This is a genomic window from Nannocystis punicea, assembly GCF_026965555.1.
In the GTDB taxonomy this organism is placed as follows: Bacteria; Myxococcota_A; Polyangia; order Nannocystales; family Nannocystaceae; genus Nannocystis; species Nannocystis punicea.
Map to the genome: position 1 here is coordinate 2,811,528 of NZ_CP114040.1, position 22,091 is coordinate 2,833,618.

The window sequence follows — 22,091 nt, forward strand, 5'->3', positions numbered from 1 at the left end:
CGCGGGTGCAGCCGCAGCGGCAGCTCGGCGCCGGGGAAGTCGGAGTGGAGGATGGGATGCATCGCGGGAGGTCGCGCCCGGGAAGTTGGAGTGGAGGAGGTCGAGGTTCGCGGCGACCGAGGAAGTCGGAGTGGAGGAGGTCGAGGTTCGCGGCGACCGGGGAAGTTGAAGCGGAGGAGGTCGAGGCTCGCGGCGACCGGGGAAGTTGAAGCGGAGGAGGTCGAGGTTCGCGGGTCTCAGGTGGCGGCGCGCGGGTGCAGCCGCACCGGCAGCTTGCCGTAGCCGCCGAGGAAGTTGGAGTAGAGGCGACGCGGCTCGCCGGTCAGCTCGATCCGCTCGGTGGTGGCGAGTAGCGCCTGCAGCAGCGCGCTCAGCTCGATCCTGGCGAGCTGGGCGCCGAGGCAGAAGTGGTGACCGTGGCCGAAGGCAAGGTGACGGTTCGGCCGGCGGCCGAGGTCGAGGCGGTGCGGCTCGGCGAACTCGGCGGGGTCGAAGTTGGCGGCGCTGTTCCACACCGTGACCGTGTGGCCGGCGGCGATCGACTTGCCGGCGAGCTCGTGGGCGACGGTGGCGGTGCGGCCGGAGTGCATGGCGGGGGTGGTCCAGCGCAGCAGCTCCTCGACGGCCGAGTCGACGGGGACCTCGCCGCGGCGCAGGCGCTGCCACTCGTCCGGGAAGTCGGCGAGCGCCTTGATCGTGCCGACGAGCGACAGCCGCGAGGTCTCATCGCCGCCGAGCAGCAGGCTGTAGCTGTTGAGCAGCAGCTCCTGCTGCGACAGCGCCAGCGGCTCGCGCGTCAGCTGCAGGAGGATCGCGAACACGTCGTCGCCGGGGACGTTCTTGCGCCGCATGGCGAGGCGGGCGAAGTACATCAGGATCTCGTTGCGGGCCAGCCGGGCGTCGGTGTCGGTCGCGTCGGCGGACTCGGCGGCGAGGCAGGCGCGGGCGTGGGCCAGCAGCGGGCGGCGGTCGGGCTCGGGGATCGTCAGCAGGTCGCAGATCGCGGCGAGCGGGATGTGCTCGGCGACGTCGGCCGAGAACTCGCACTCGCTGCGGGCGGCGGCGGCCTGCACGAGGGCGACGGTCGAGCGGGCGATCCGCTCGGACAGGTCGCGCAGGGCGGCGGGAGTGAAGGCCCGCAGCAGACGGCGGCGGATCTCGAGGTTGCGCGGGCCGTCGGAGACGACGAGCATCTGGCCGCCGGCCGGGTCGCCGCCGGCGAGCAAAGTGGCGAGGACGTTGCCGCGTTTCGAGGTGTAGGTGTCGCTGTCGCGGTAGACGGCGAGCGCGTGGGCGTGGCGCGTGACGACCCAGAAGCCGCCGGCGCCCGCGGGGTGCCAGACGACCGGATCCTCGTCGCGCAGGAGCTGCCAGACGTCGGCGAGGTCGCGCTCGGCGTGCAGCCGGGGCGAGGCCAGGTCGATTCCGGCGAGCGGGCCGGTGGCGAATGCGAGGGTCATGCGGGCTCCTGGGCGGCAGCGACGACGCGGACGGTGCCGGCGTCGCCGTCGACCTCGACGAGCTGGCCGTCCTTCAGCATCGAGGTGGCGGCGCGGGTGCCGACGACGGCCGGGATGCCGTACTCGCGGGCGACCACCGCGGCGTGGCACAGCATGCCGCCGGTGTCGGTGACGACCGCGGCGGCGATCGCGAAGTACGGGGTCCACGACGGCAGCGTGGCGGTGGCGACCAGGACGTCGCCGGGGCGCAGCTTGCCGGCCTCCGGCAGGGTGCGGACGATCCGCGCCGGGCCGGTGACGCGGCCGCGGGCGCCCGGCAGGCCGTCGAGGGCGCCGCTGCGGGCCTGCGGGCTGACGCGGTCGCCGTTCATGCGGAACATCGCCCGCATCAGCGCCGAGTCCATCGGCAGGAACGGGCGCGGGACGCCGAGCACGCCGGGCGGCTTGAAGCCGGCGAAGCGGGCGGCTTCGGCCTGGCGCTCGGCGACGAGGGCGTGCTGCGGGGGCAGCGGGTCGGCCTCGGCGAGGGCGGTCAGCTCGGCGAGGGACAGGTGGAACACGTCGTCGACGTCGGCGATCGCCCCGGCCGCGGCGAGCCGGCGGCCGACCTCGAGGGCCGCGCGGCGGGCGTGGAAGGTGATCTTGCAGTCGATCCAGAAGTTGTGCTCCTCGCCGAGGAAGGTGCTGGCCTGGGCCGCGGCGAGCAGCGCCTCGAACTCGTCGACGACCGGGCGCGGGTGGGCGGCGAGGGCCTGGCGGACCTCAGCGAGGCGGGCCTCGCGGCGCGCGGCCTGCTGCCGCAGCTCGGCCGCGAGGTCGCGGTCGGGCTGGAGCACGGCCTCTCGCAGGCTGCGGAGCACCGGCAGCGGGGCCTCGTTCCAGGTCGGGCGGTCGATGTAGAGGTCGTCGCCGCGCTCGCCGTAGACGCGCAGGTAGCCCTGCAGCTCGGCGTGGAGCGCCTGTCCTTCGGGGCTGGTGGCGAGCGCGGCGAGCAGGGCCTCGGGCGGGGTGTCGACGACGAGCGCGCGGGCGGCCGGGTCGCGCGCGGCGGCGCGGCCGATGTCCCACAGGCGCAGGTTGGCCTCGGTGGTCTTGGTCGGGAAGCCGGCGAGCAGCTCGTAGACGTCGAGCGGCCTGGCGTCGGGGAAGAGGTCGCGGTAGGCGTCGTCGAAGTCGCTGAGCGCGAGGGTGACCGGGTACATCAGCTCGAAGTGGATCTCCCACAGGCGGACGACGCGGCGGCGCAGGTCGACGAGGTGGGCGACCAGCTGTGAGAGCGAGGCGCCGGCCAGGTCGATGCTCTGCAGCGCGGCCAGGTGCTGCTGGATCTCCGGCAGCCACGCCCCCGACCAGTTGCCCGCCAGGCCCTCGCCGCCCTGGCGCAGGGCGGCGTCGGCGGACCGCCACACCTCGGCGGCGGCGTCGGGCTCGATCTCGGGGACGATCGCCTTCTGATAGACGAAGCCGTTCAGCAGGCGCGGATGGGAGGCGAGCGGCAACTTGTAGAGGTCGTTGGCGCGGTTGGTGCCGCTGGTCATCGGCGCCATGCGCAGGTCGAAGTCGAGGCGGGCCATCGGCGCGGGGCTGTGGGCCACGTCGAACAGCCACATCGCCTTGGCGTCGTCGGGGTCGTCCCAGGCGACGGTGAAGGGCTGCGCGGGGGCGGCCTCGGCGGGGCGCTGGCCGTCGACGACGCGGCGCAGGTGGGCCGCGACGACGCCGACGTGCGGCTCGCGGATCATCGTGAGGTGGTCGCCGGGGACGATGTGGGCCTCGACGTCGCGGGTGCAGTAGGCCTGCCAGGCCTCGGGGGAGATCCGCGGCATGCCGACGCGGCGGCGGTCGGCGACCGAGAGCAGGACGACGCGGCCGGGGTAGGGCCGCGCGGGCACGAAGTCGGCGAGCAGGGTGAACACGCGCTCGCGCAGGCGGATGGTCCGGCGCAGGGTGTCGACGCCGCCGCCGGGCGGGAGCAGGCGCTCGCGCTCGAGGATCGCGGCGATGTGGGCCCAGGCCTGGTCGTCGGGCATCTTCGCGGTGGCGTCGATGTCGACGGCGAGGGCCTCGCCGAGCACGACTTTCATCTGGCGGATGTAGTCGAGCAGCTGGTCGTCGGAGGTCCACTTGTCCTGGGCGGCGCCGCCGTGCACGGGGGCGTGCATGTCGAGCACGACGAGCGCGGTGCGGTGGCCGCGGGCCTCGAGCTCGAGGGCGATCGCCAGGGCCAGGCGGGCGCCCGCGGAGTGGCCGCTGAGGGTGTAGGGGCCCTGCGGCTGGACGCCCTGCACGAGGTCGGCGAGCCGCGCGGCGAGCTGCTCCATGCGGGTGACGTCGGGCATCTCCTCGGCGAGGTCGAGCGGCTGGAGGCCGTACAGCGGCTGGTCCTCGCCGAGCGCCGGCCCCAGCGGGTGGAGGTAGCTGGCGTGGACGCCGAAGCCGCCGACGCAGAACACCGGCGGGCGCGCGCCCTTGGGCTGGATCGGCAGCAGGAGCGGGCTCGTGGTCGAAGGGACAGGTTGGTCGGCGGTCATGGTCCGGGCGAGCTCTCGCAGGGTGGGGGCCTGGAACAGGGTGGCGATCGAGATGGTGTGGCCGAGCTCGGCCTCGACGCGCAGGACCATGGTCAGCGCGAGCAGCGAGTGGCCGCCGAGGCGGAAGAAGTTGTCGTCGGCGCCGACGCGCTCGACCTCGAGGACCTCCTGCCAGATCGCCGCGAGCGCCCGCTCCGTCGCGGTCTCGGGCGGCTGCCAGGCGCTGTGCTGGAGGTCGGCCTCGTCGGGGCTCGGCAGGGCGCGGCGGTCGATCTTGCCGCTCGCGGTCAGCGGGAAGGCGTCGCGGCGCAGGTAGATCTCGGGGACCATGAAGGCCGGCAGGCCGGCGGCCAGGCGGGCGCGCAGGTCGGCGACGGTCGGGGCCTGGCCGGGCGCGGCGATCCAGTGGACGACGAGGCGCTGGTGCGGGGCGACGCCGTCGGCGACGACGACCGCCTTGTCGACGCCGGGGACCTTCTCGAGCGCGGCCTCGATCTCGCCGAGCTCGACCCGGAAGCCGCGCAGCTTGACCTGGTGGTCGAGGCGGCCGAGGTACTCGATCTCGCCGTCGTCGCGGAAGCGGCCGAGGTCGCCGGTCTTGTAGACGCGGCCGGGGCCGAACGGGTCGGCGACGAAGCGCTCGCGGGTCAGGCCGGGGCGGTTCCAGTAGCCGCGGCTGACGCCCTCGCCGCCGATGTAGAGCTCGCCCGGGACGCCGATCGGGACCGGGCGCAGGCGCTGGTCGAGCAGGTAGACGCGGGTGTTGGCGAGCGGCCGGCCGAGGGTCGGCTCGTCGGTCGCGTCGCGTCGGGTCAGCGAGTAGGTCGAGTAGGTGGTGGTCTCGGTCGGGCCGTAGATGTTGTAGACGCGGTCGACGCCGGGCAGGCCGTAGGCGCGCTGCACGAGCTCGTTGCCGAGCTTCTCGCCGGCGAGGTTGATGGCCCGCACGCCGGTCGGCACGCGGCCGGCGCGGTGCAGCTCGGCCATCGCCGAGGGGACGAGGCTGAGCAGGCGGACGCGGTCCCTGGCCGGGACGTCGGGCAGGGCGAGGGCGTCGGCGGCGAGCACGACGGCGCCGCCGGCGATCAGCGGCAGGAAGATCTCGAGGATCGAGTAGTCGAAGCAGATCGAGGCGCAGGCGGACACCGCGACGAGGTCGTCGGGCTCGTACTGCCCGAGCGCGGCGTGCAGCATCGCCACGGTGTTGCGGTGCTCGATGGCGACGCCCTTGGGCTGGCCGGTCGAGCCGGAGGTGTAGATCAGGTAGGCGAGCCGCTCGGGCGCGACGGCGACGTCGAGTGGGGCGTCGGACTCGGCGGCGATCGCCGCGGCGTCGCCGTCGAGGGCGACGAGCTGCGAGCGGTCGGCGACGAAGCCCGAGGCGAGGCCGCGCTCGGTGACGATGAGGGCGGCGCCGGAGTCGGCGGCCATCAACGCCTGGCGCGTCAGCGGGTAGGTCGGATCGATCGGGACGTAGGCGCCGCCGGCCTTGAGGATCGCCAGCAGGGCGACGATCATCGCGTCGGTGCGATCGAGGCAGATGGCGATCCGCGTCTCGGCCTCGACGCCGCGGCGCTGGAGGAAGCGCGCGAGCCGGTTGGCGCGCTGCTCGAGCTCGGCGTAACTGACGACGCGGTCGCCGTGATAGATGGCCGGGGCGTCGGGGGTGCGCGCGGCCTGGGCGGCGAACAGGCCGTGGATGGTGGCGCCGCGGTCGTGGTCGCGGGCGGTCTGGTTCCAGGCGACGAGCAGCTGCTCGCGCTCGCCGTCGGTCAGCAGCGGGAGGTCGGCGATCTTCGGCGAGGCGGCGCGGGTGAGGCCGGTCAGCAGTCGCTCGAGGTGGCCGGCCATGCGCTCGACGCTGGCGGGCGCGAAGCAGGCGAGGTCGTACTCGATGGTGAAGTGGAGCTCGCGGCCGGGGATCGCGGTGACGACCAGCGGGTAGTGGGTCGGGTCGGCGGCGGCGTGGAAGCCGACCGACAGGTCGGGGTCGCTGAACTGCGAGGTGTCGAACGGGTAGTCCTGGTAGACGAACACGCTGCGGAACAGGGCGGTCCCGGCGGGCACGCCGGCGAACCGCTGGATGTCGGCGAGCGGGGTGATCTGGTGCTCGCGCGCGGCGGCCTGCCAGGCCTGCAGGCCGCGCAGCCAGGCCCACACGTCCTGGTCCTCGTCGACGCGGGCGCGGACCGGGAGCATGTGGATGAACAGGCCGACCATCGACTCGATGCCGGGGACCGCGACGTCGCGGCCCGAGACGACGGTGCCGAACAGGACGTCGTCCTGGCCGCTGTAGCGGGCGAGCAGGAGGGCCCAGGCGCCGGCGATGACGTTGGCGAGGGTCAGGCGCGCGGCGTCGGTGGCGGCGCCGAGGGCGGCGGTGAGGTCGGCCGGGAGGCGGATGTCGTGCGAGCGGAGGCCGTGCTGGTCGGTCGGGCCGCTGCGCTCGACGACCAACGGGGTCGGGGCGTCGAAGCCCTGCATGGCGGTGCGCCAGTGGGCCGCGGCGGCGGCGTGGTCCTGGCGCTCGCGCCAGCGGAGGTAGTGCTCGTACGAGACGGCCGGGACGGCGGGGGCCGGGCGGCCGCGGACGATCGCGCGGTAGCCGGCCAGCAGCTCGCGCAGCAGCACGGACATGCTCCAGCCGTCCATCAGGATGTGGTGCGAGTCCCAGAACAGCACGCGGCGGCGGTCGTCGAGGCGGACCAGAGTCATCCGCATCACCGGGGCGACGCCGAGCGGCAGCGGGCGAGCGGCCAGCTCGGGGCCGAGGGCTTCCAACCTGGCTTTCAGGTCCTGTCCTCCGCGCCAGTCGATCTCGTCGACGGTGAGCGCGGCCTGGCGCAGGACGACCTGGACCGGCTCGCCGAGGCCCTCCCACGCGAAGCAGCTGCGCAGGGCCTCGTGCCGGCGCGACACCTGCTCCCAGGCGGCCTGCAGGGCGGCGAGGTCGAGCGCGCCGTCGAGTTCGAGGGCGACCTGGGTGGTGTAGGCGCTGGCGGTCTCGGCCTGCAGCGCGTGGTAGAGCATGCCCTGCTGCAGCGGGGTCAGCGGGTAGATCGCGGCGATCGTGGCGCGGCCGGTCTCGCCGACGCGCTCGAGCAGGCCGCGGAGCTCGCGGCGCGACAGCGTGACCAGCGGGAAGTCGGACGGGGTGAAGGTCCCGGTGGCGGTCCGGCAGTGGTGGACGAGGCGGGACAGCGCGGCGGCGAGGTCGTCGGCGAGGCGGGCGATGGTCGAGTCGTCGTGCAGGCCGCGGCTGTAGCCGAGAGTCAGCTCGAGGTGGTCGTCGTCGACGTGCGCGTTGACCTCGAGGACGTGGGCGCGACGGCCCTCGGCGGCCGCGAACGGGCCGGTGCCCTCGCGGGCGAGGCGGAGGCCGAGAGACGGGTCGAGGTCGCGGCGGAGCTGGCCGACGTAGTTGAAGGCGACCTCGGGCTGCGGCCAGGCGAGGCCGTCGCCCGAGACGAGGTGGCGCAGGACGCCGAAGCCGACGCCGCGGCGCGGGACGGCGCGCAGCTGCTCCTTGACGGCGATCAGCGCCTCGGCCGGATCGTCGCTGGCGAGGGCGAGGCGGACCGGGTAGAGCGCGGTGAACCAGCCGACGGTGCGCGAGAGGTCGAGGTCGTCGAACAGGCCCTCGCGGCCGTGGCCCTCGAGGTCGATCCACGGGGCGTCGTCGCCGGTCCAGCGCGCGAGCGCCTGGACCAGCGCGGTCAGCAGGACCTCGTGCGCGCCGAGGCCGTAGGCGCGGGCCGCGTCGCGCAGGAGGGCGCGGGTGTCGTCGGCGTCGAGCTGGACGCGCAGCTCGGCGGCGCTGCTGCGGTCGTTGCGGCCGCCCGGGCGATCGAGCGGCAGCGGGCGCGGCGGGTCGGCGGCGAGCAGGGCCCGCTCGGCGGCGAAGTCGTCCTGTCCCGCGAGCGCACTCAGGCGCTCGGAGAAGCGCTTGAACGAGGCGGTGCGGGCCGGCAGGGCCGGGGCCTCGTCGGCGGCGAGGCGGCGCCAGGCGGTCGCCAGGTCGGGCAGCAGGACCTGCCACGAGACTGCGTCGACGACGAGGTGGTGGACGACCCACAGCAGGCGGCACGGCTCGCCGGCGCCCATGCGGACGAAGGCGGCGCGCATGACCGGGCCGGCGGTGATGTCGAGGCCGGCCTGCAGGCGCGACGCGGCGCGCTCGAGGGCGGCGGGGCGCTGGTCGGCGGGCGTGCGCGAGAGGTTGACGACCTCGAACACGACCTCGTCGGCGGCGGCCAGGCACTCCTGAGACCAGGTCGGGCGGCCGGCGTCGTCGGCCGCCGGGGTGAAGCGCAGGCGCAGGGCGTCGTGGTGGGCCTGGAGCTCCTCGAGGGCGCCGCGCAGCAGGTCGGGGTCGGTGTCGGCCGGGACCTCGAGCAGGACCGACTGGTTGAAGTGATGCACGTGGCGCGCGGTCGGGTGGTCCTGGTCGAGGAACCACTGCTGGATCGGCGTCAGCGGCACCGGGCCGGAGACCGTGCCCTCGTCGGCGGCGCCCGGTCCGCTCGGGGTCGCGGCGGCGGCGAGCTCGGCGACCGTGGGGTGGTCGAACAGCTGGCCGGGGCGCAGCGCGAGGCCGGCCTCGCGGGCGCGGGCGACGACCTGGATGCCGAGGATCGAGTCGCCGCCGAGCTCGAAGAAGTTGTCGTGGATGCCCATGCCGGCGACGCCGAGGACGGCGCGGAAGATGGCGAGCAGGGCCCGCTCGGCGTCGGTGCGCGGCTCGGCCGGCGCGGCGCCGGCGACGTCGGGGGCAGGCAGGGCGCGCAGGTCGATCTTGCCGTTGAGCGTCAGCGGCAGGGCGGCCAGGGCGACGACCGCCGAGGGGACCAGGTGGGCCGGCAGGGCCGCGCGCAGGCCGTCGCGGACGCGGCCCTCGAGGCCGGCGGCGAGGTCGGGGCTGCGCGGGGTGACGTAGGCGACCAGGCGCGGCGCGGCGGCGGCGTCGACCGAGTGCACCGTGACGACCGCGTCGGCGACCCCGGGCAGGCCGCGGAGGACGTGCTCGATCTCCGTCGGCTCGACCCGGTAGCCGCGGATCTTCACCTGAGTGTCGACGCGGCCGAGGAACTCGAGCGGCGGCGGGCCGGCCTCGCCGAGGCGGTAGCGGACCAGGTCGCCGGTCCTGTACAGGCGGCCGGGGCCGAACGAGTTGGCGACGAACTTGCGGGCGGTCAGCTCGGGGCGGTTGTGATAGCCGCGGCCGACGCCGACGCCGGCGAGGCAGAGCTCGCCGACGGCGCCCGGCGGGACCAGGCGGCCGCGGCGGTCGAGCACGTAGGCCTGCACGTTGGCGATCGGGCGGCCGATCGGGGGCGCGGCGCCGTCGGCGACGCAGGGGGCCCAGGTGGCGAGGATCGAGGCCTCGGTCGGGCCGTAGAGGTTGAGCATGCGGCGGCCGGCGCCCCAGCGCTCGACCAGCGCGGCCGGGCAGCGCTCGCCGGCGACGACGAGGGTGTGCAGCGACGGCAGGGCGGCGTCGGGCAGGGCCGCGAGCATGGTCGGCGGCAGGCAGGTGTGGGTGATCGACTCGCGCTCGATCAACGGCACCAGGCCGGCGGCCAGGAACTCGCCGTCGCGCGGGGCGAGGTAGACCGCACCGCCGGCGCACAGCATCACGAACAGGTGGGCGAGGGCGCCGTCGAAGTTGAACGACAGGACGTGCGCGTGGCGGGTGCCCGGGCCGGTCTCCATGATCCGGACGTGGGCGTCGATCGAGTTGCAGAGGCCGCGGTGCTCGATCTGCGCCCCGTTGGGCGTGCCGGTCGAGCCCGATGTGTAGAGCACGTAGGCGAGGTCGCCGGGGCCGGCGGCGCCGCGCGGGCGCTCGTCGGGGAGGTCGCCCGGGTCCGTGTCGAGGTCGACGAGCCGGAGGTCGGGCGCCGGCAGGCGCTCGCGCAGGGCCCCGCGGCTGACGACGACGTCGACGCCGGTGTCGGCGAGCAGCAGCTGCAGGCGCGTGGGCGGGTGCTCGGGGTCGAGGACGACGAAGGCGCCGCCGGCCTTGAGCACGCCGAGCAGGGCGGCGACGAGGTCGGCGGAGCGCTCGAGGCAGACGCCGACGAGCCGGTCGGGGCCGACGCCGAGGCGCAGCAGGCGGTGGGCGATCGCGTCGGCGCGGCGGTCGAGCTCGCGGTACGAGAGGGCGCCGCCGCGGCCGCACAGGTCGACCAGCGCGGGCGCGTCGGGGGTGCGGAGGGCCTGGGCCTCGAAGCGAAGGTGGACGCAGGCGTCGGGGCCGAGCGGGACGTCGGTCTGGTTCCACTCGACGAGCAGCTGGCGGCGCTCGTCGTCGGCGATCGATTCGAGCGCGGAGGCGGGGCGCTGGCGGTCGCGCAGGACGTCGCGGAGCAGGCGCTCGTAGCGGGCGGCGAGGGCGACGATCGAGCGGCGATCGAAGAGGTCGCAGTTGTACTCGACGGCGATCTCGAGGCCGGTGTCGAGCTCGGAGATCCACAGGGCCAGGTCGAGCTTGGCGGCGCGGAAGCGGAGCTCGCGGCGGGTGGTGCGGAGGCCGGGCAGGGCGAGGCCGCCGGCGGAGAATTTTTCCAGCGAGAGCGCGACCTGGGCGAGCGGGTTCTGGCCGGCGACGCGGTCGGGCCGCAGGTCCTGGGCGACGCGCTCGAACGGCAGGTCCTCGTGTTCGCCGGCGGCGAGCACCGCGGCGCGCACGCGCTGCAGGAGGGTGGAGATGCTCGGGTCGTCGGCGAGCTCGGCTCGGATCACGGCGATGTTGAAGAAGTGGCCGATCAGCGGCTCGAGCGCGGGGTGGCGCCGGCCGAGAGTGCCCGAGGCGACCCCGAAGTCGTCCTGGCCGGACAGGCGCGCGAGCAGCACCTGGAAGGCGGCGAACAGGACGTTGTGCAGGCTGACGCCCTCGGCGCGGGCGACGTCGCGGAGTGATTGTGTCAGGGCGGCGTCGATGACATGGAGGTGATGATCGCCGCGGAAGGCCGGGGTCGCGGGGCGCGGGCGGTCGGTCGGCAGGCGCAGGGCCGGGAGGTCGGCGAGGGTCTGTCGCCAGTGGGCGAGGTGGCGCTCGGCGGCGTCGCCGGCGAGGCGCTCGGCGTGCCAGCGGCTGAAGTCGGCGTACTGCAGCGGCAGCGGCGGCAGCGGCGACGGGCGGCCGGCGGCGAAGGCCGGGTAGAGCGCGGCGAGCTCGCGGCAGAGGACGGTCAGCGACCAGCCGTCGGCGACGATGTGGTGCACGACGAGGCACAGGACGTGCTCGCCCTCGGCGAGGCGGAACAGGCGGGCGCGCAGGAGCGGGCCGCGCTCGAGGTCGAAGGGGCGGTGGACCTCGCGCTCGAGCCGGCGCTCGAGCTCGGCCTCGCGGGCGGCGAGGTCGAGGTCGGCGAGGTCGTCGACGGCGAGGTCGAGGGAGCGCGCGGCGTGGATGACCTGCACGGGGGTGTCCCCGCGCAGCTCGAAGGTGGTCCGCAGGCTCTCGTGGCGGCGGACGACCTCGTCGAGGCTGCGCGCGAGGACTGCGACGTCGAGCGGGCCGCTCAGGCCGGACACGAACGGGACGTTGTAGGCGACGTTGCCGCCGCCCTGCTGGCCGACGAACCACAGGCCGCGCTGGACCGGGGAGACCGCGACCACGCCGTCGTGCGGGAGGGCGCGCAGCTGCTGGTGAGCGGCGGCGTCGCGACCCTGGCGGATGAAGGCCAGCAGCTCGTCCTTGTGGGCGCGCAGCTCGGCGAGCAGGGCGTCGTCGATCGCGCCGTCCGGGGCGTCGTAGCCGAGGAAGCCGTCGTCGTCCCACAGGCGGACGTCGAGGCGCTGGAGGCGAAGCACGAGGTCGTGGATGTTCGTCATGGCGAGGGGATGCGAAGGAGGAAAAGCGAGGGTCACAGGCGGCCGCTCTGGCGGCGCGCGGGGCCGGGTTCGGGGCGCGCGGCGAGCTGCAGGGTGGCGCGCGCGAGCTCGACGTGGCGGGCGACCTCGCGGATCGTCGGCTTCTCGAGCAGGGCGCGGACCGGCAGCTCGACGCCGAACACCGCGGGCAGGCGGGACATGGCCTGGACCGCGAGCAGCGAGTCGCCGCCGACCTCGAAGAAGTCGTCGTCGATGCCGACGCGGTCGAGGCCGAGCAGGGTGCACCAGACGTCGGCGAGGCCGCGCTCGACGTCGTTGCGCGGCTCGACGAGCGCGGCGTCGCTGTCGCGCAGGTGCTCGGGCGGCGGGAGGGCGCGGACGTCGACCTTGCCGTTGATGTTGATCGGGATCTGCGGGAGCACGACGATCGCCGACGGGATCAGGTAGTGCGGCAGGGCGTCGCGCAGCTCGCGGCGCAGGGCGGTGACCAGCTCGCGCTGACGCTCGCCCTGCAGCGGATCGCTGGCCAGGTCGGTGCGAGGCCCGAGCGCGGCCGGCGGGGCCAGCGGGACGCGCGGGACGGTGTCGCGGCCGGCGGCGATCGCCGCGTCGAAGCTGCCGTCGCGGCGCCCGGCGGCCCAGCTCAGGCGGACGCGGCACCCGAGCTCGTCCTCGAGGGCGAACAGGGCCTCGGGGTCCCAGGCGCGCGGGTCGGGCGGCGCCGACTGCCACGCGCGCTCGTCGTCGCCGTGCAGCCAGCGGCGCAGGTCGTCGAGCGCGGCGAGGCGGGCGTTGCTCAGGTCGCGCAGGCCGAGCACCCGGCCCGCAGGCGCGTCCGCCAGCCAGGCGCGCACGCCCGCGAGGTCGATCGCGCCGGCGTCGCGCCACTCGTGCGGGGCCTGGCCCTGCGGCTCGACGCCGAGGCGCAGGGTGACGTCGTAGCGGAACTGCGTCAGCTCGTTGAGGAAGGCGCCGCGCTTGGGCGCGACCTCGACGTCGACGATCTGCGGGAACTCGGCCCGCAGCTCGGTGAAGAAGCGGGGGTCGAGCACGAGCTCGTTGTCGCGGACGAGGGCGCGGCCGACCCGGGCGTGCAGGTCGCGGCGGGTGGCGCCGGGGTTCCGGTGGTGCTCGACCGAGGCGTGGTAGGTCTCGAGCAGCGGCAGGCTGCGGATGTCGCCGAGGAAGATCGCGCCGCGCTCGCCCATGCGCGCGAGCAGGCCGGCGAGGACGTGGCGCAGGTAGGCGGCCGAGGGGAAGTACTGGACGACCGAGTTGAGGATGACCGTGTCGTAGTCGCCGCCCAGGCCGGAGAAGTCGTGGGCCGGCTGTTGCGAGACCTCGACGTGCCCGAGGCCGCCGAGGTGGGCCTTGAGCGCGGCGGCCTTGGTGATCGCGTAGGACGACAGGTCGGTGCCGCGGTAGCGGCGGACGCGAGGCGCGATGCGGGCGAGCAGCATGCCGCTGCCGCAGCCGATCTCGAGCACGTCGCGCGGGGCGAGCCCCAGGATCCGCGCGCCCGTCGACTCGGCCCACACGCGCATCTGCGCGGGGTCGATGTCCTCGCCGGTGTAGCTGTTCTTCCAGCCGCGCAGGTCGAGGGTCAGGTCGCCCTCGAGGGCGGCCTGCGGCGCCGGGGCCTCGGCGCGGCCGCGGGTGGTGTCGAGGCCGGGGGCGACTACCTTCTCGTAGATCGCGTCCCACGAGGCGACGTGGGCCAGCTCCTGCTCGCGGGTGCTGTCGCGGCGAGCCGGGGTGACGTAGGCGACGAGCCGCTGGGTGTTCGGGGTGGCGCCCTCGACGACCGTGACGACCGCCTCGCGCACGAGCGGCGAGGCGCGCAGCGGGGCCTCGATCTCGCCGAGCTCGAGCCGATAGCCGCGCAGCTTGACGAGGTTGTCGATGCGGCGGATGAACTCGAGCGTCGGCGCCTCGCCGGGCAGGACGCGCCAGCGGACCAGGTCGCCGGTGCGGTAGAGCCGGCCGCCGCGGAACGGGTCGTCGGAGTACTTGCGCGCGGTGGCGTCGGGCCGGTCGTGATAGCCGCGGCCGACGCCGACGCCGGCGAGGTGGAGCTCGCCGGCGACGCCGGCAGGGACGACCTGGCCCCAGCGATCGAGGACGTAGGCCTGGATGTTGGGGATCAGGCGGCCGATCGGCGGCGGGAGGCCGTCGTCGACGCAGCGCCACGAGGTGACGAGGATCGAGGTCTCGGTCGGGCCGTAGATGTTGATGAGCCGGCGCGTCCGACCCCAGCGGGCGACGACCTCGGGGGTGCAGCGCTCGCCGCCGACGAGGATCGTGTGCAGCGTCGGCAGCTCGGCGTCGGGCATCGCCGCGAGCATGGCCGGCGGGAAGAAGGTGTGCGTCGACCGCTCGCGCTCGATGAGGGCGATCAAGGCCTTGCCGAGGTAGTCGCCGTCGCGCGGGGCCAGCTGCACCGTGCCGCCGCAGGCGAGCATCCAGAACAGCTTGGCGAGCGCGCCGTCGAAGTTGAACGAGAGGATGTGGATCAGGCGCGAGCCGGGGCCGCTCTCGAGGATCCGGACCGTGGCCTCGACCGAGTTGACGAGGCCGCGGTGCTCGAGCACGGCGCCGTTGGGCTCGCCGGTCGAGCCGGAGGTGTACAGCACGGCCGCGAGGTCGCCGGCCCGTACGCCGCTGTCCGGGCGAGTGACGGGCTCGTCGGCGAAGCCGCGGTCGACGTCGACGAGCTGCGCGGTGACCTCGGGCAGCACCGACAGCAGCCGGCCGCGGGTGACGACGACGGGCGCGGCGGCGTCGGCCAGCACCGCGGCGAGGCGCCGCCGCGGGTGCTCCGGGTCGAGCGGGACGTAGGCGCCGCCGGCCTTGAGGATCCCGAGCAGGCAGACGACGAGATCGGCGCCCCGCTCCATGCACATGCTGACCAGCACGTCGGGGCCGACGCCGAGCCGGCGCAGGCGGTGGGCGACCTGGTTGGCGCGCCGCTCGAGCTCGCCGTAGGTGTAGGCGACCCCGCGGCTGCCCTCGGGCTGGTTGCAGAAGTCGACCAGAGCGATCGCGTCGGGGTCGCGGTCGACCTGCGCCTCGAACATCTCGTGCAGGCACAGCTCGCTCGAGAACGGGGCGTCGTTGCGGTTCCAGGCGACGACCTGCTGCTCGCGCTCGGCGTCGGTCAGGAGCGGCAGCCGCGAGACCGGGCAGCGCGGGTCGGCGACGACGCCGGCGAGCAGGGTCTGAAGGTGCCCGGCCATCCGCGCGATCGTGGCGGCGTCGAACAGGTCGGTGTTGTAGCGGATGCCGAGCTCGAGCCCGGCGGCGTGCTCGGTGATCTCGAGGATCAGGTCGACCTCGCTGATCGTCTGCGCCAGCGCGACCTGGGCCACGCGCACGCCGGCGACCTCGACGGCCTGGCCGGTCATCAGCCGCAGCGCGGCCTCGCCGAGCGCCTGGGCGCGCTGGTACGAGAACATGACCTGGAACACCGGCGGCCGGCCCGGGTCGCGCTCGCCGAGCAGGTGCTTGGCCAGCAGCGGGAACGGGTACTCCTGCAGCTCCAGCGCGCCGAGCACCCGCTCGCGGGTCCGCTGCAGCAGCGCGGAGAACGGCGGCGGATCGTCGGCCGAGATCTGCGCGCGCAGGACGATCGCGTTGACCATGTAGCCGAACACCGACGCGAGCTCCTCGCGCTCGCGCAGCGCCGCGGCCGAGCCGACGCAGAAGTCCTCCTGGCCGGTGTAGCGGAACAGCAGCGCCTGGAAGGCGGCGAGGAAGATGGTGTAGAGGGTGACGCCCTCGGCCCGGCCGAGCGCGCGCAGGCGGTCGACGAGCGCCGGATCGACGGCCTGCGAGTGGGTCGCGCCGCGGAAGGTCTGCAGCGGCGGCCGCGGGCGATCGGTCGGCAGGTCGAGCACGTGCGGGGCGCCGGTGAGGGCGGCGACGGCCTGCTCGCGGAGGGCGTCGCCGCGGCTCGCCAGCAGCTCGCGCTGGGCGGCGACGAACTGCAGGTAGGTGCGGCGGACCGGCGGCAGCGGGTTGGGCTGGCCGTCGGCGGCGAGCAGGCGCAGGAGCTCGTCGCCGATCATGCGGATCGACCAGCCGTCGACGGCGACGTGGTGGACGCACAGGACCAGCACCGAGGCGCCCGGTCCGCGGCGCAGCAGGCAGGCCCGGAAGCCGCCCTCGACCGCGAGGTCGAACGGCCGCAGGTGAAACTCGGAGGCGGCGCGCTCGACCTGCTCGCGGGTCCAGCCGGCGGCGTCGAGCTCGGTCAGCGGCACGGTCCGGTGGGCGTCGACGAGCTGGCGCGGGCGGCCTTCGACGGCCTCGTAGCGGGCCCGCAGCAGCATGTGGCGATCGACGAGGCGCTGCAGGGCGCGCCGCAGCGCCGGCGCGTGGTCGTGGGCCGACTCGAGGTCGAGGGCGACGCCGACGTTGTAGGCCGAGCTGTCGGGGGCGCTGGTCTGGATGAACCACAGGCCCTCCTGGCCGGCCGACATCGGCGCCTCGAAGCGGTGCGCGGGCAACAGGCGCAGCAGCTCGTCGCGAGCGTCGCGCAGGGCCGCCAGGCGCTCCGGCGTCAGCACGCCGTCGGGGGCTCGCACGCGCAGCTTGCCGTCCTCGATCGACAGCTCCGCGCCGGCGACCAGCAGTTGTTCCACCAGTTGCGTCAGCGTGCTCATAGTTCGATGTCCGTCCATCCGCCGCCGTCGGCCGGGCGCGGCGCCTCGCCGGCCGCGGGCCACTGTTCGAGGACCCGGCGCACCAGCCGGGTCACTGTCATGTCGCGCAGCAGCTCGATCATCGGCACGTCGATCGAGGTGTCGCGCCGCAGCCGGTGCTTGAGCTCGAGGCCCATCAGCGAGTCCATGCCGAGGCCGGTGAGCGGGGTGTCCTCGTCGACCCTGGCCTCGGGCAGCCGCAGGACGCGGGCGACGTGGCCGCGCACCAGGCCGCGCACCAGGTCGGGTCGCTCGCCGGGCGCGGCCGCGGCGATCCGCGCCGCCAGGTCCTCGTCGCGCGGGCCGGCGCCGGTCGCCGCGCCGAGGCGGGCGAAGCGGGCCATGCCGGCCACCGCGGGCACGAGCTCGGCCCAGGCGCGGACGTCGAGCGGCAGGACGCCGACCTGCGGCGGGCCGCCGGCGAGCAAGCGCTCGAGGATCGCGAGGCCCTCGTCGGCCTTCAGGCTGCGAGCGCCGCGGGCGACCAGCCGGGCCCCGCGCTCGCTCAACACCGCCGCCAGGCCGGTGTCGGCGAACAGGCCCCAGTCGACGCTCAGCGCCGGCAGGCCGCGCGCGCGCCGGCGGTGGGCGAGGGCGTCGAGCACCGTGTTGGCGGCGGCGTAGTTGGCCTGGCCGGGGGCGCCGAGCAGGCCGGCGCCCGAGGCGTAGAGGACGAAGAAGTCGAGCGTCGCGTCGCGCGTCAGGGCGTCGAGGTGCAGAGCGCCGCGGGCCTTGGCCGCCATCACCGCGTGCAGGCGCGGGGCGTCGAGCTGCTCGAGCAGGGCGTCGTCGAGGATCCCGGCGGTGTGCACCACGCCGCCGAGCGGCGGGCCCTCGGCCGCGATCGCGTCGACGATCCGCGCGACCTCGGTCCGCTGCGAGACGTCGGCCCGCACGACCGTCACGCGGGTGATCGCGGCGAGGGCGGCGACCTTGTCGCGCTGGCCGGGGCTGTTCGCCCCGCCGCGTCCGACGAGCACGAGGTGCCCCGCGCCGCGTGCAGCGAGCCAGCCGGCGACGCCGAGGCCGAGGCCGCCGAGGCCGCCGGTGATCAGGTAGGTCCGATCGCCGCGCACGCGCACCGGCGTCGCGGCCTCGGCGGCCTGCTCCGGCGGCCGTCGGACCACGCGGCCGACCCACCGGTTGCCGTCGCGCAGCGCGACCTCCTGCTCGGGCTCGTCGCCGAGCAGCTCGGCCAGCAACGCCTGCACCTCGCCGGCCGGACGCGCCGGGTCGAGATCGATGCAGGTGCACCGGAGCTCGGGGTGCTCGAGCGCGGCGGTCCGCGCCAGGCCGAGCTGGGCCGCTTGCTCGACCGCGACGTCGTCTCCCATCACTGGGGCGACCTCGAGGCCCCTGGTGGGCTTGCCCTCGGTGGTGACGCCGACAGCGCCGAGCTTGACCCCGGCTCGCTCGATCGCCTGCGCCCCGCGGGTGACCAGCCACAGGCGCGGCGCCGAGGCGAGGCCGATGGTCGCCCGGAGCGTCGCCAGGAAGCGCGCTGCGGTCTCCTCGAGCGCGTCGCTCGAGTCGAGGCCGCGCAGGTGCACGACCGCGGTCGGCGAGAGCCCGGCGAACGCGTCGCGCAGCTCCGTCGTATCGGCGTCGCTCACCAGAGTCGCCGCCACGCCGGCCGTCGTCGGTGCGTCACGCAGTGCCGCGTTGGCGTCGCTCACCAGAGTCGCCGCCACGCCGGCGGCCGTGAGTGCGTCGCGCAGCGGCGCGTTCGCGTCGCTCACCAGAGTCGCCGTCATCCCGGCGGAAGTCAGTGCGTCGCACAGCGCCGCGCCGAGTCCTCCGCCGTCGCCGAGCACGACGACCCGTCCGTCGCCGACGCGGCGCGCGGGCGCGGGCGCGGCGTCCCACGTCGTGTTTAAAAACCACTCGTCCTCCTCGCGGCGTCCGCCGGCGACGCGGCGCGCGACCAGGCCGCGGACCTCGGCGATCGGCGCGCCCTGGGCGTCGACGACCACGAAGTCGGCGGTGCGGCGCGCCCCGGACGTCCCGGTCAGGCGCGCGTGGCACCACAGCTCGCCGGACGGCCGCGCGAACACCCGCAGCGAGCCGACCGCGACCGGCAGCCACCCGCTCGCGTCGCCGCTGCCCTGCGCCCCGGCGATCACGTGCATGCACGCGTCGAGCAGGGCCGGGTGGAACCGGTAGTCGGCCTCGCTGCCGACGGCCGGCGGCAGCCGCAGCCGCCCGAGCGCCTCGCCGTCGCCGCGGTGCAGCTCCACGAGGCCGCGGAACGCCGGCCCGTAGTCGAAGCCCATCGTTGCCAGGGCCGCGTACAGCCCGTCCGCCGGCTCCGCCGCGCCCAGCCTCGCCAGCGCCGCAGCGACTGCGAAGGCCGGCGGCGTCGCCTCGTCCGCGGTCAGAGTCCCGGTCGCGTGCACGATCCACCCGCCGGTCGCGGTCCGGCTGGCGATCTGCACCCGCCGCGCCTCGCTCACGACCACCTGCACCGGCGCCGGCGCCTCCTCGGCCAGCACCAGCGCCTCGACGAACGTCGCCTCGGCGACCGCGACCGCGCGGCCGAACACCTGCTGTCCGGCTGCCAGCATCATCTCGAGGTAGCCGGCGCCCGGGAACACCGCGACGCCGCGCACCCGGTGATCGGCGAGCCATGGCAGGCGCGCGGGGTCGATGCTCCGCTCCCACAGGCGCGTGCCGGGCTGGATCGACAGCGACAGCGACTCGCCGAGCAGCGGGTGCAGGCCGGCGCGCTCGTGCTGCGGCGCGCGAGCCGGTCCGGCGGCGATCCAGTGGCGCTCGCGCTGCCAGGCGTAGGTCGGCAGCGGCACCCGCCGTCCGCCGGCCGGGAACAGGCCCGACCACGCGGGCTCGAGTCCGTGGACCCACAACGTCGCCAGCGACTCGAGCAGCGCGGCCCGCTCCGGCTGCTCCCGCCGCGTCGACCCGACCGCCACCCCCGAGACTCCGAGTGTTTGCCGGATCTCCTCGACCGCCCCCGTCAGCACCGGGTGCGGGCCGAGCTCGACGAACAGCGCGTAGCCCTCGCGCAGCAGCGCCTGCACCGTCTCCGCGAAGCGCACCGGCTCGCGCAGGTTGGCCACCCAGTAGTCGGCGTCGAGCTCCGGCCCGTCGAGCTGCGCCCCGAACACCGTCGACCGCAGCGGCAGCTCGGCGCGGCGCGGGCGGAGCTCCGCCAGCGCGGCCAGCATGTCCGGGCGCAGCGGCTCGACCTGCGGGCTGTGGCTCGCCACGTCGACCTTCACCCGGCGGCAGAACACCTCGCGGGCCGTGAGCTCCGCGAGCACCTCCGCGAGCGCCTCCGGCTCGCCGGACAGCACCGTCGCGCGCGGGCTGTTGCTGACCGCGACGCTGACTCGATCGGCGCGGTGACCCAGCGCCGCCTTCGCCTCCGCGAGCGGCAGCTCGACCAGCGCCATCTCGCCGCGGCCGCTGATCCGGCGCAGGAGTCGGCTTCGCCGGCAGACGACCGCGACCGCGTCGGCCAGGCTCAGCGCGCCCGAGAGGCACGCGGCCGCGACCTCGCCCATGCTGTGGCCGATGACGACGTCGGGCTCGACGCCCCACGAGCGCCACAGGGCCGCGAGCGCCAGGCCGAACGCGAACAGGGTCGGCTGGACGACATCGATGCGCCCGGCCATCGCCGCGTCCTCGGAGGTCAGCGCCGCGAGCACCGAGAAGCCCGCCTCGGCCTGGATCGCCCGGTCGCACTCGGTGAGCCGCGCGCGGAACACCGGCTCCTCCGCCAGCAGCTGCCGGCCCATCCCGGGCCACTGGCCGCCCTGGCCGGGGAACACGAACACGACCCGCGGTCGCCCGGCGGCCGCGCGTCCGCGGACCGTGTCGACCGGCGTCGCGCCGTCGGCCGCCTCGGCGAGGCCCGCCGACAGCGCGGCCGGCGACGTCGCCACCAGCGCGAGCCGGTGGGGCAGGGGGCTGCGCGTCGTCCCCAGGCTGAACGCGAGATCGACGAGCGCCGCCGGCTCCGCGGCGAGCTGCGCCTGCAGCCGCCGCGCGGCGGCGTCGAGCGCGGCCTCGCTGCGCGCCGACAAGACCACCAGCTCGGCCCGCCCCGCCGCAGAGTCGAGCGCCGGAGCGACCTGGCCGATCGGTCCTGTCCTCGGAGACACTTCATTCACGGCCTGCGCGTGCGCCCCTGCGCCGCCCGCGACATGTCCTCCAGGACCTGTCCGAGAGGACATCTCCTGTCCCCGCGCGACCGACTCGGGCGCCTCCTCGAGGATCACGTGGGCGTTCGTCCCGCTCATCCCGAACGAGCTCACGCCTGCCAGGCGCGGCCGCTCGCCGCGGGGCCACGCGATCGGCTCGCTCGCCAGCGCCAGCGCGCTGCCGGCCAGGCGGACGCGCGGGTTGAGCGTGCGGAAGTGCAGGTTCTGGGGGATCTGCCGGTGGTGCAGCGCCAGGGCGGCCTTGATCAGGCCGGCCACGCCGGCGGCCGCCTCGAGGTGGCCGAGGTTCGTCTTGACCGCCCCGAGCACGCAGCGCGACCCGTCGGCCCGCTGGGTCCCGACCGTCGCGCGCAGCGCCTCGACCTCGATCGGATCGCCGAGGGAGGTCCCGGTCCCGTGCGTCTCGACGAAGCCGACCTCGCCGGCCTCGGCCCGCGCGTCGCGGAGCGCCTCGCGGATCAGCGCCTCCTGGGCGCGCACGTTCGGCGCGGTGAGCCCGGTCGAGCGGCCGTCCTGATTGACCGCCGACCCGCGGATCACCGCCCACACGCGATCGCCGGCCCGCTGCGCGTCGGCCAGGCGCTTCAGCACCACCACCCCGCAGCCCTCGCCGCGGGCGAACCCGTTGGCGAGCGCGTCGAAGGTCTTGCAGCGGCCGTCGGGCGCCAGCGCCTGCGTCCGGCCGAGCGCCCCCATCATCAGCGGCGACAGCAGCACGTTGACGCCGCCGGCGAGCGCCAGGTCGCTCTCGCCGGCGCGGAGGCTGCGGCACGCCAGGTGGACCGCGACCAGCGACGACGAGCACGCGGTGTCGAGCGTCATGCACGGCCCCTGCAGGCCCCACGTGTAGGCCAGGCGCCCGGCGGCCACGCTCAGCAGGTTGCCGGTGACCGCGTACGCGTCCTGCTCCTCGCCGAGGCGGCGCGCCACCATCCCGCCGTAGTCGCTGACGCACGCCCCGACGAACACCCCGGTGCGGCTGCCCGCCAGCGTGTGCGGCGGGATCCCGGCGTCCTCGAGCGCCTCCCAGCCGACCTCGAGCAGCAGCCGGTGCTGCGGGTCGAGCGACGCCGCCTCGCGCGGCGACACCCCGAAGAACTCGGCGTCGAAGCCCTCGAGCGGCCCGCGCAGCAGTCCGGCCCACGACGGCACGTCCTCGCGCGCCGTCTCGCCGACCAGCGCCCACCGCTCGGCCAGCGGCGCGATCGCGTCGCGGCCCTCCGCGAGCAGCTCCCAATAACCCGCCGGGCCGTCGGCCCCGCCGGGGAAGCGGCAGCCCACGCCGACGACCGCGATCGGCACCGCCGCCGCCGCCTCGCCCTGCTCGAGCGCCGCGATCCGCTCCTTCAGCCGTCGGATCACCAGGGCTGCTTT

4 protein-coding genes are annotated in these 22,091 nt (G+C 75.5%); all 4 read right to left on the minus strand.

From position 1 onward, the window contains the following. Positions 1-236 precede the first annotated feature (236 nt). The 4 genes from O0S08_RS10695 to O0S08_RS10710 are packed head-to-tail and all read right to left on the minus strand — an operon-like array spanning position 237 to position 22,079. Positions 237-1,460, minus strand: coding sequence for a cytochrome P450 (locus tag O0S08_RS10695; protein WP_269038981.1), 1,224 nt, complete (start codon positions 1,458-1,460; stop codon positions 237-239). Next, positions 1,457-11,830, minus strand: coding sequence for a non-ribosomal peptide synthetase (locus O0S08_RS10700; RefSeq protein ID WP_269038982.1), 10,374 nt, complete (start codon positions 11,828-11,830; stop codon positions 1,457-1,459). The genes O0S08_RS10695 and O0S08_RS10700 overlap by 4 nt, the downstream gene beginning before the upstream one ends. Before the next feature lie 32 nt (positions 11,831-11,862). Then, on the minus strand, positions 11,863-16,494 hold the full coding sequence (locus tag O0S08_RS10705) for a non-ribosomal peptide synthetase (RefSeq protein WP_269038983.1): 4,632 nt from the start codon (positions 16,492-16,494) through the stop codon (positions 11,863-11,865). Beyond that, positions 16,491-22,079 (minus strand): type I polyketide synthase, encoded by a 5,589-nt coding sequence (locus tag O0S08_RS10710; protein WP_276082593.1) that lies wholly within the window; start codon positions 22,077-22,079, stop codon positions 16,491-16,493. The genes O0S08_RS10705 and O0S08_RS10710 overlap by 4 nt, the downstream gene beginning before the upstream one ends. Positions 22,080-22,091 lie beyond the last annotated feature (12 nt).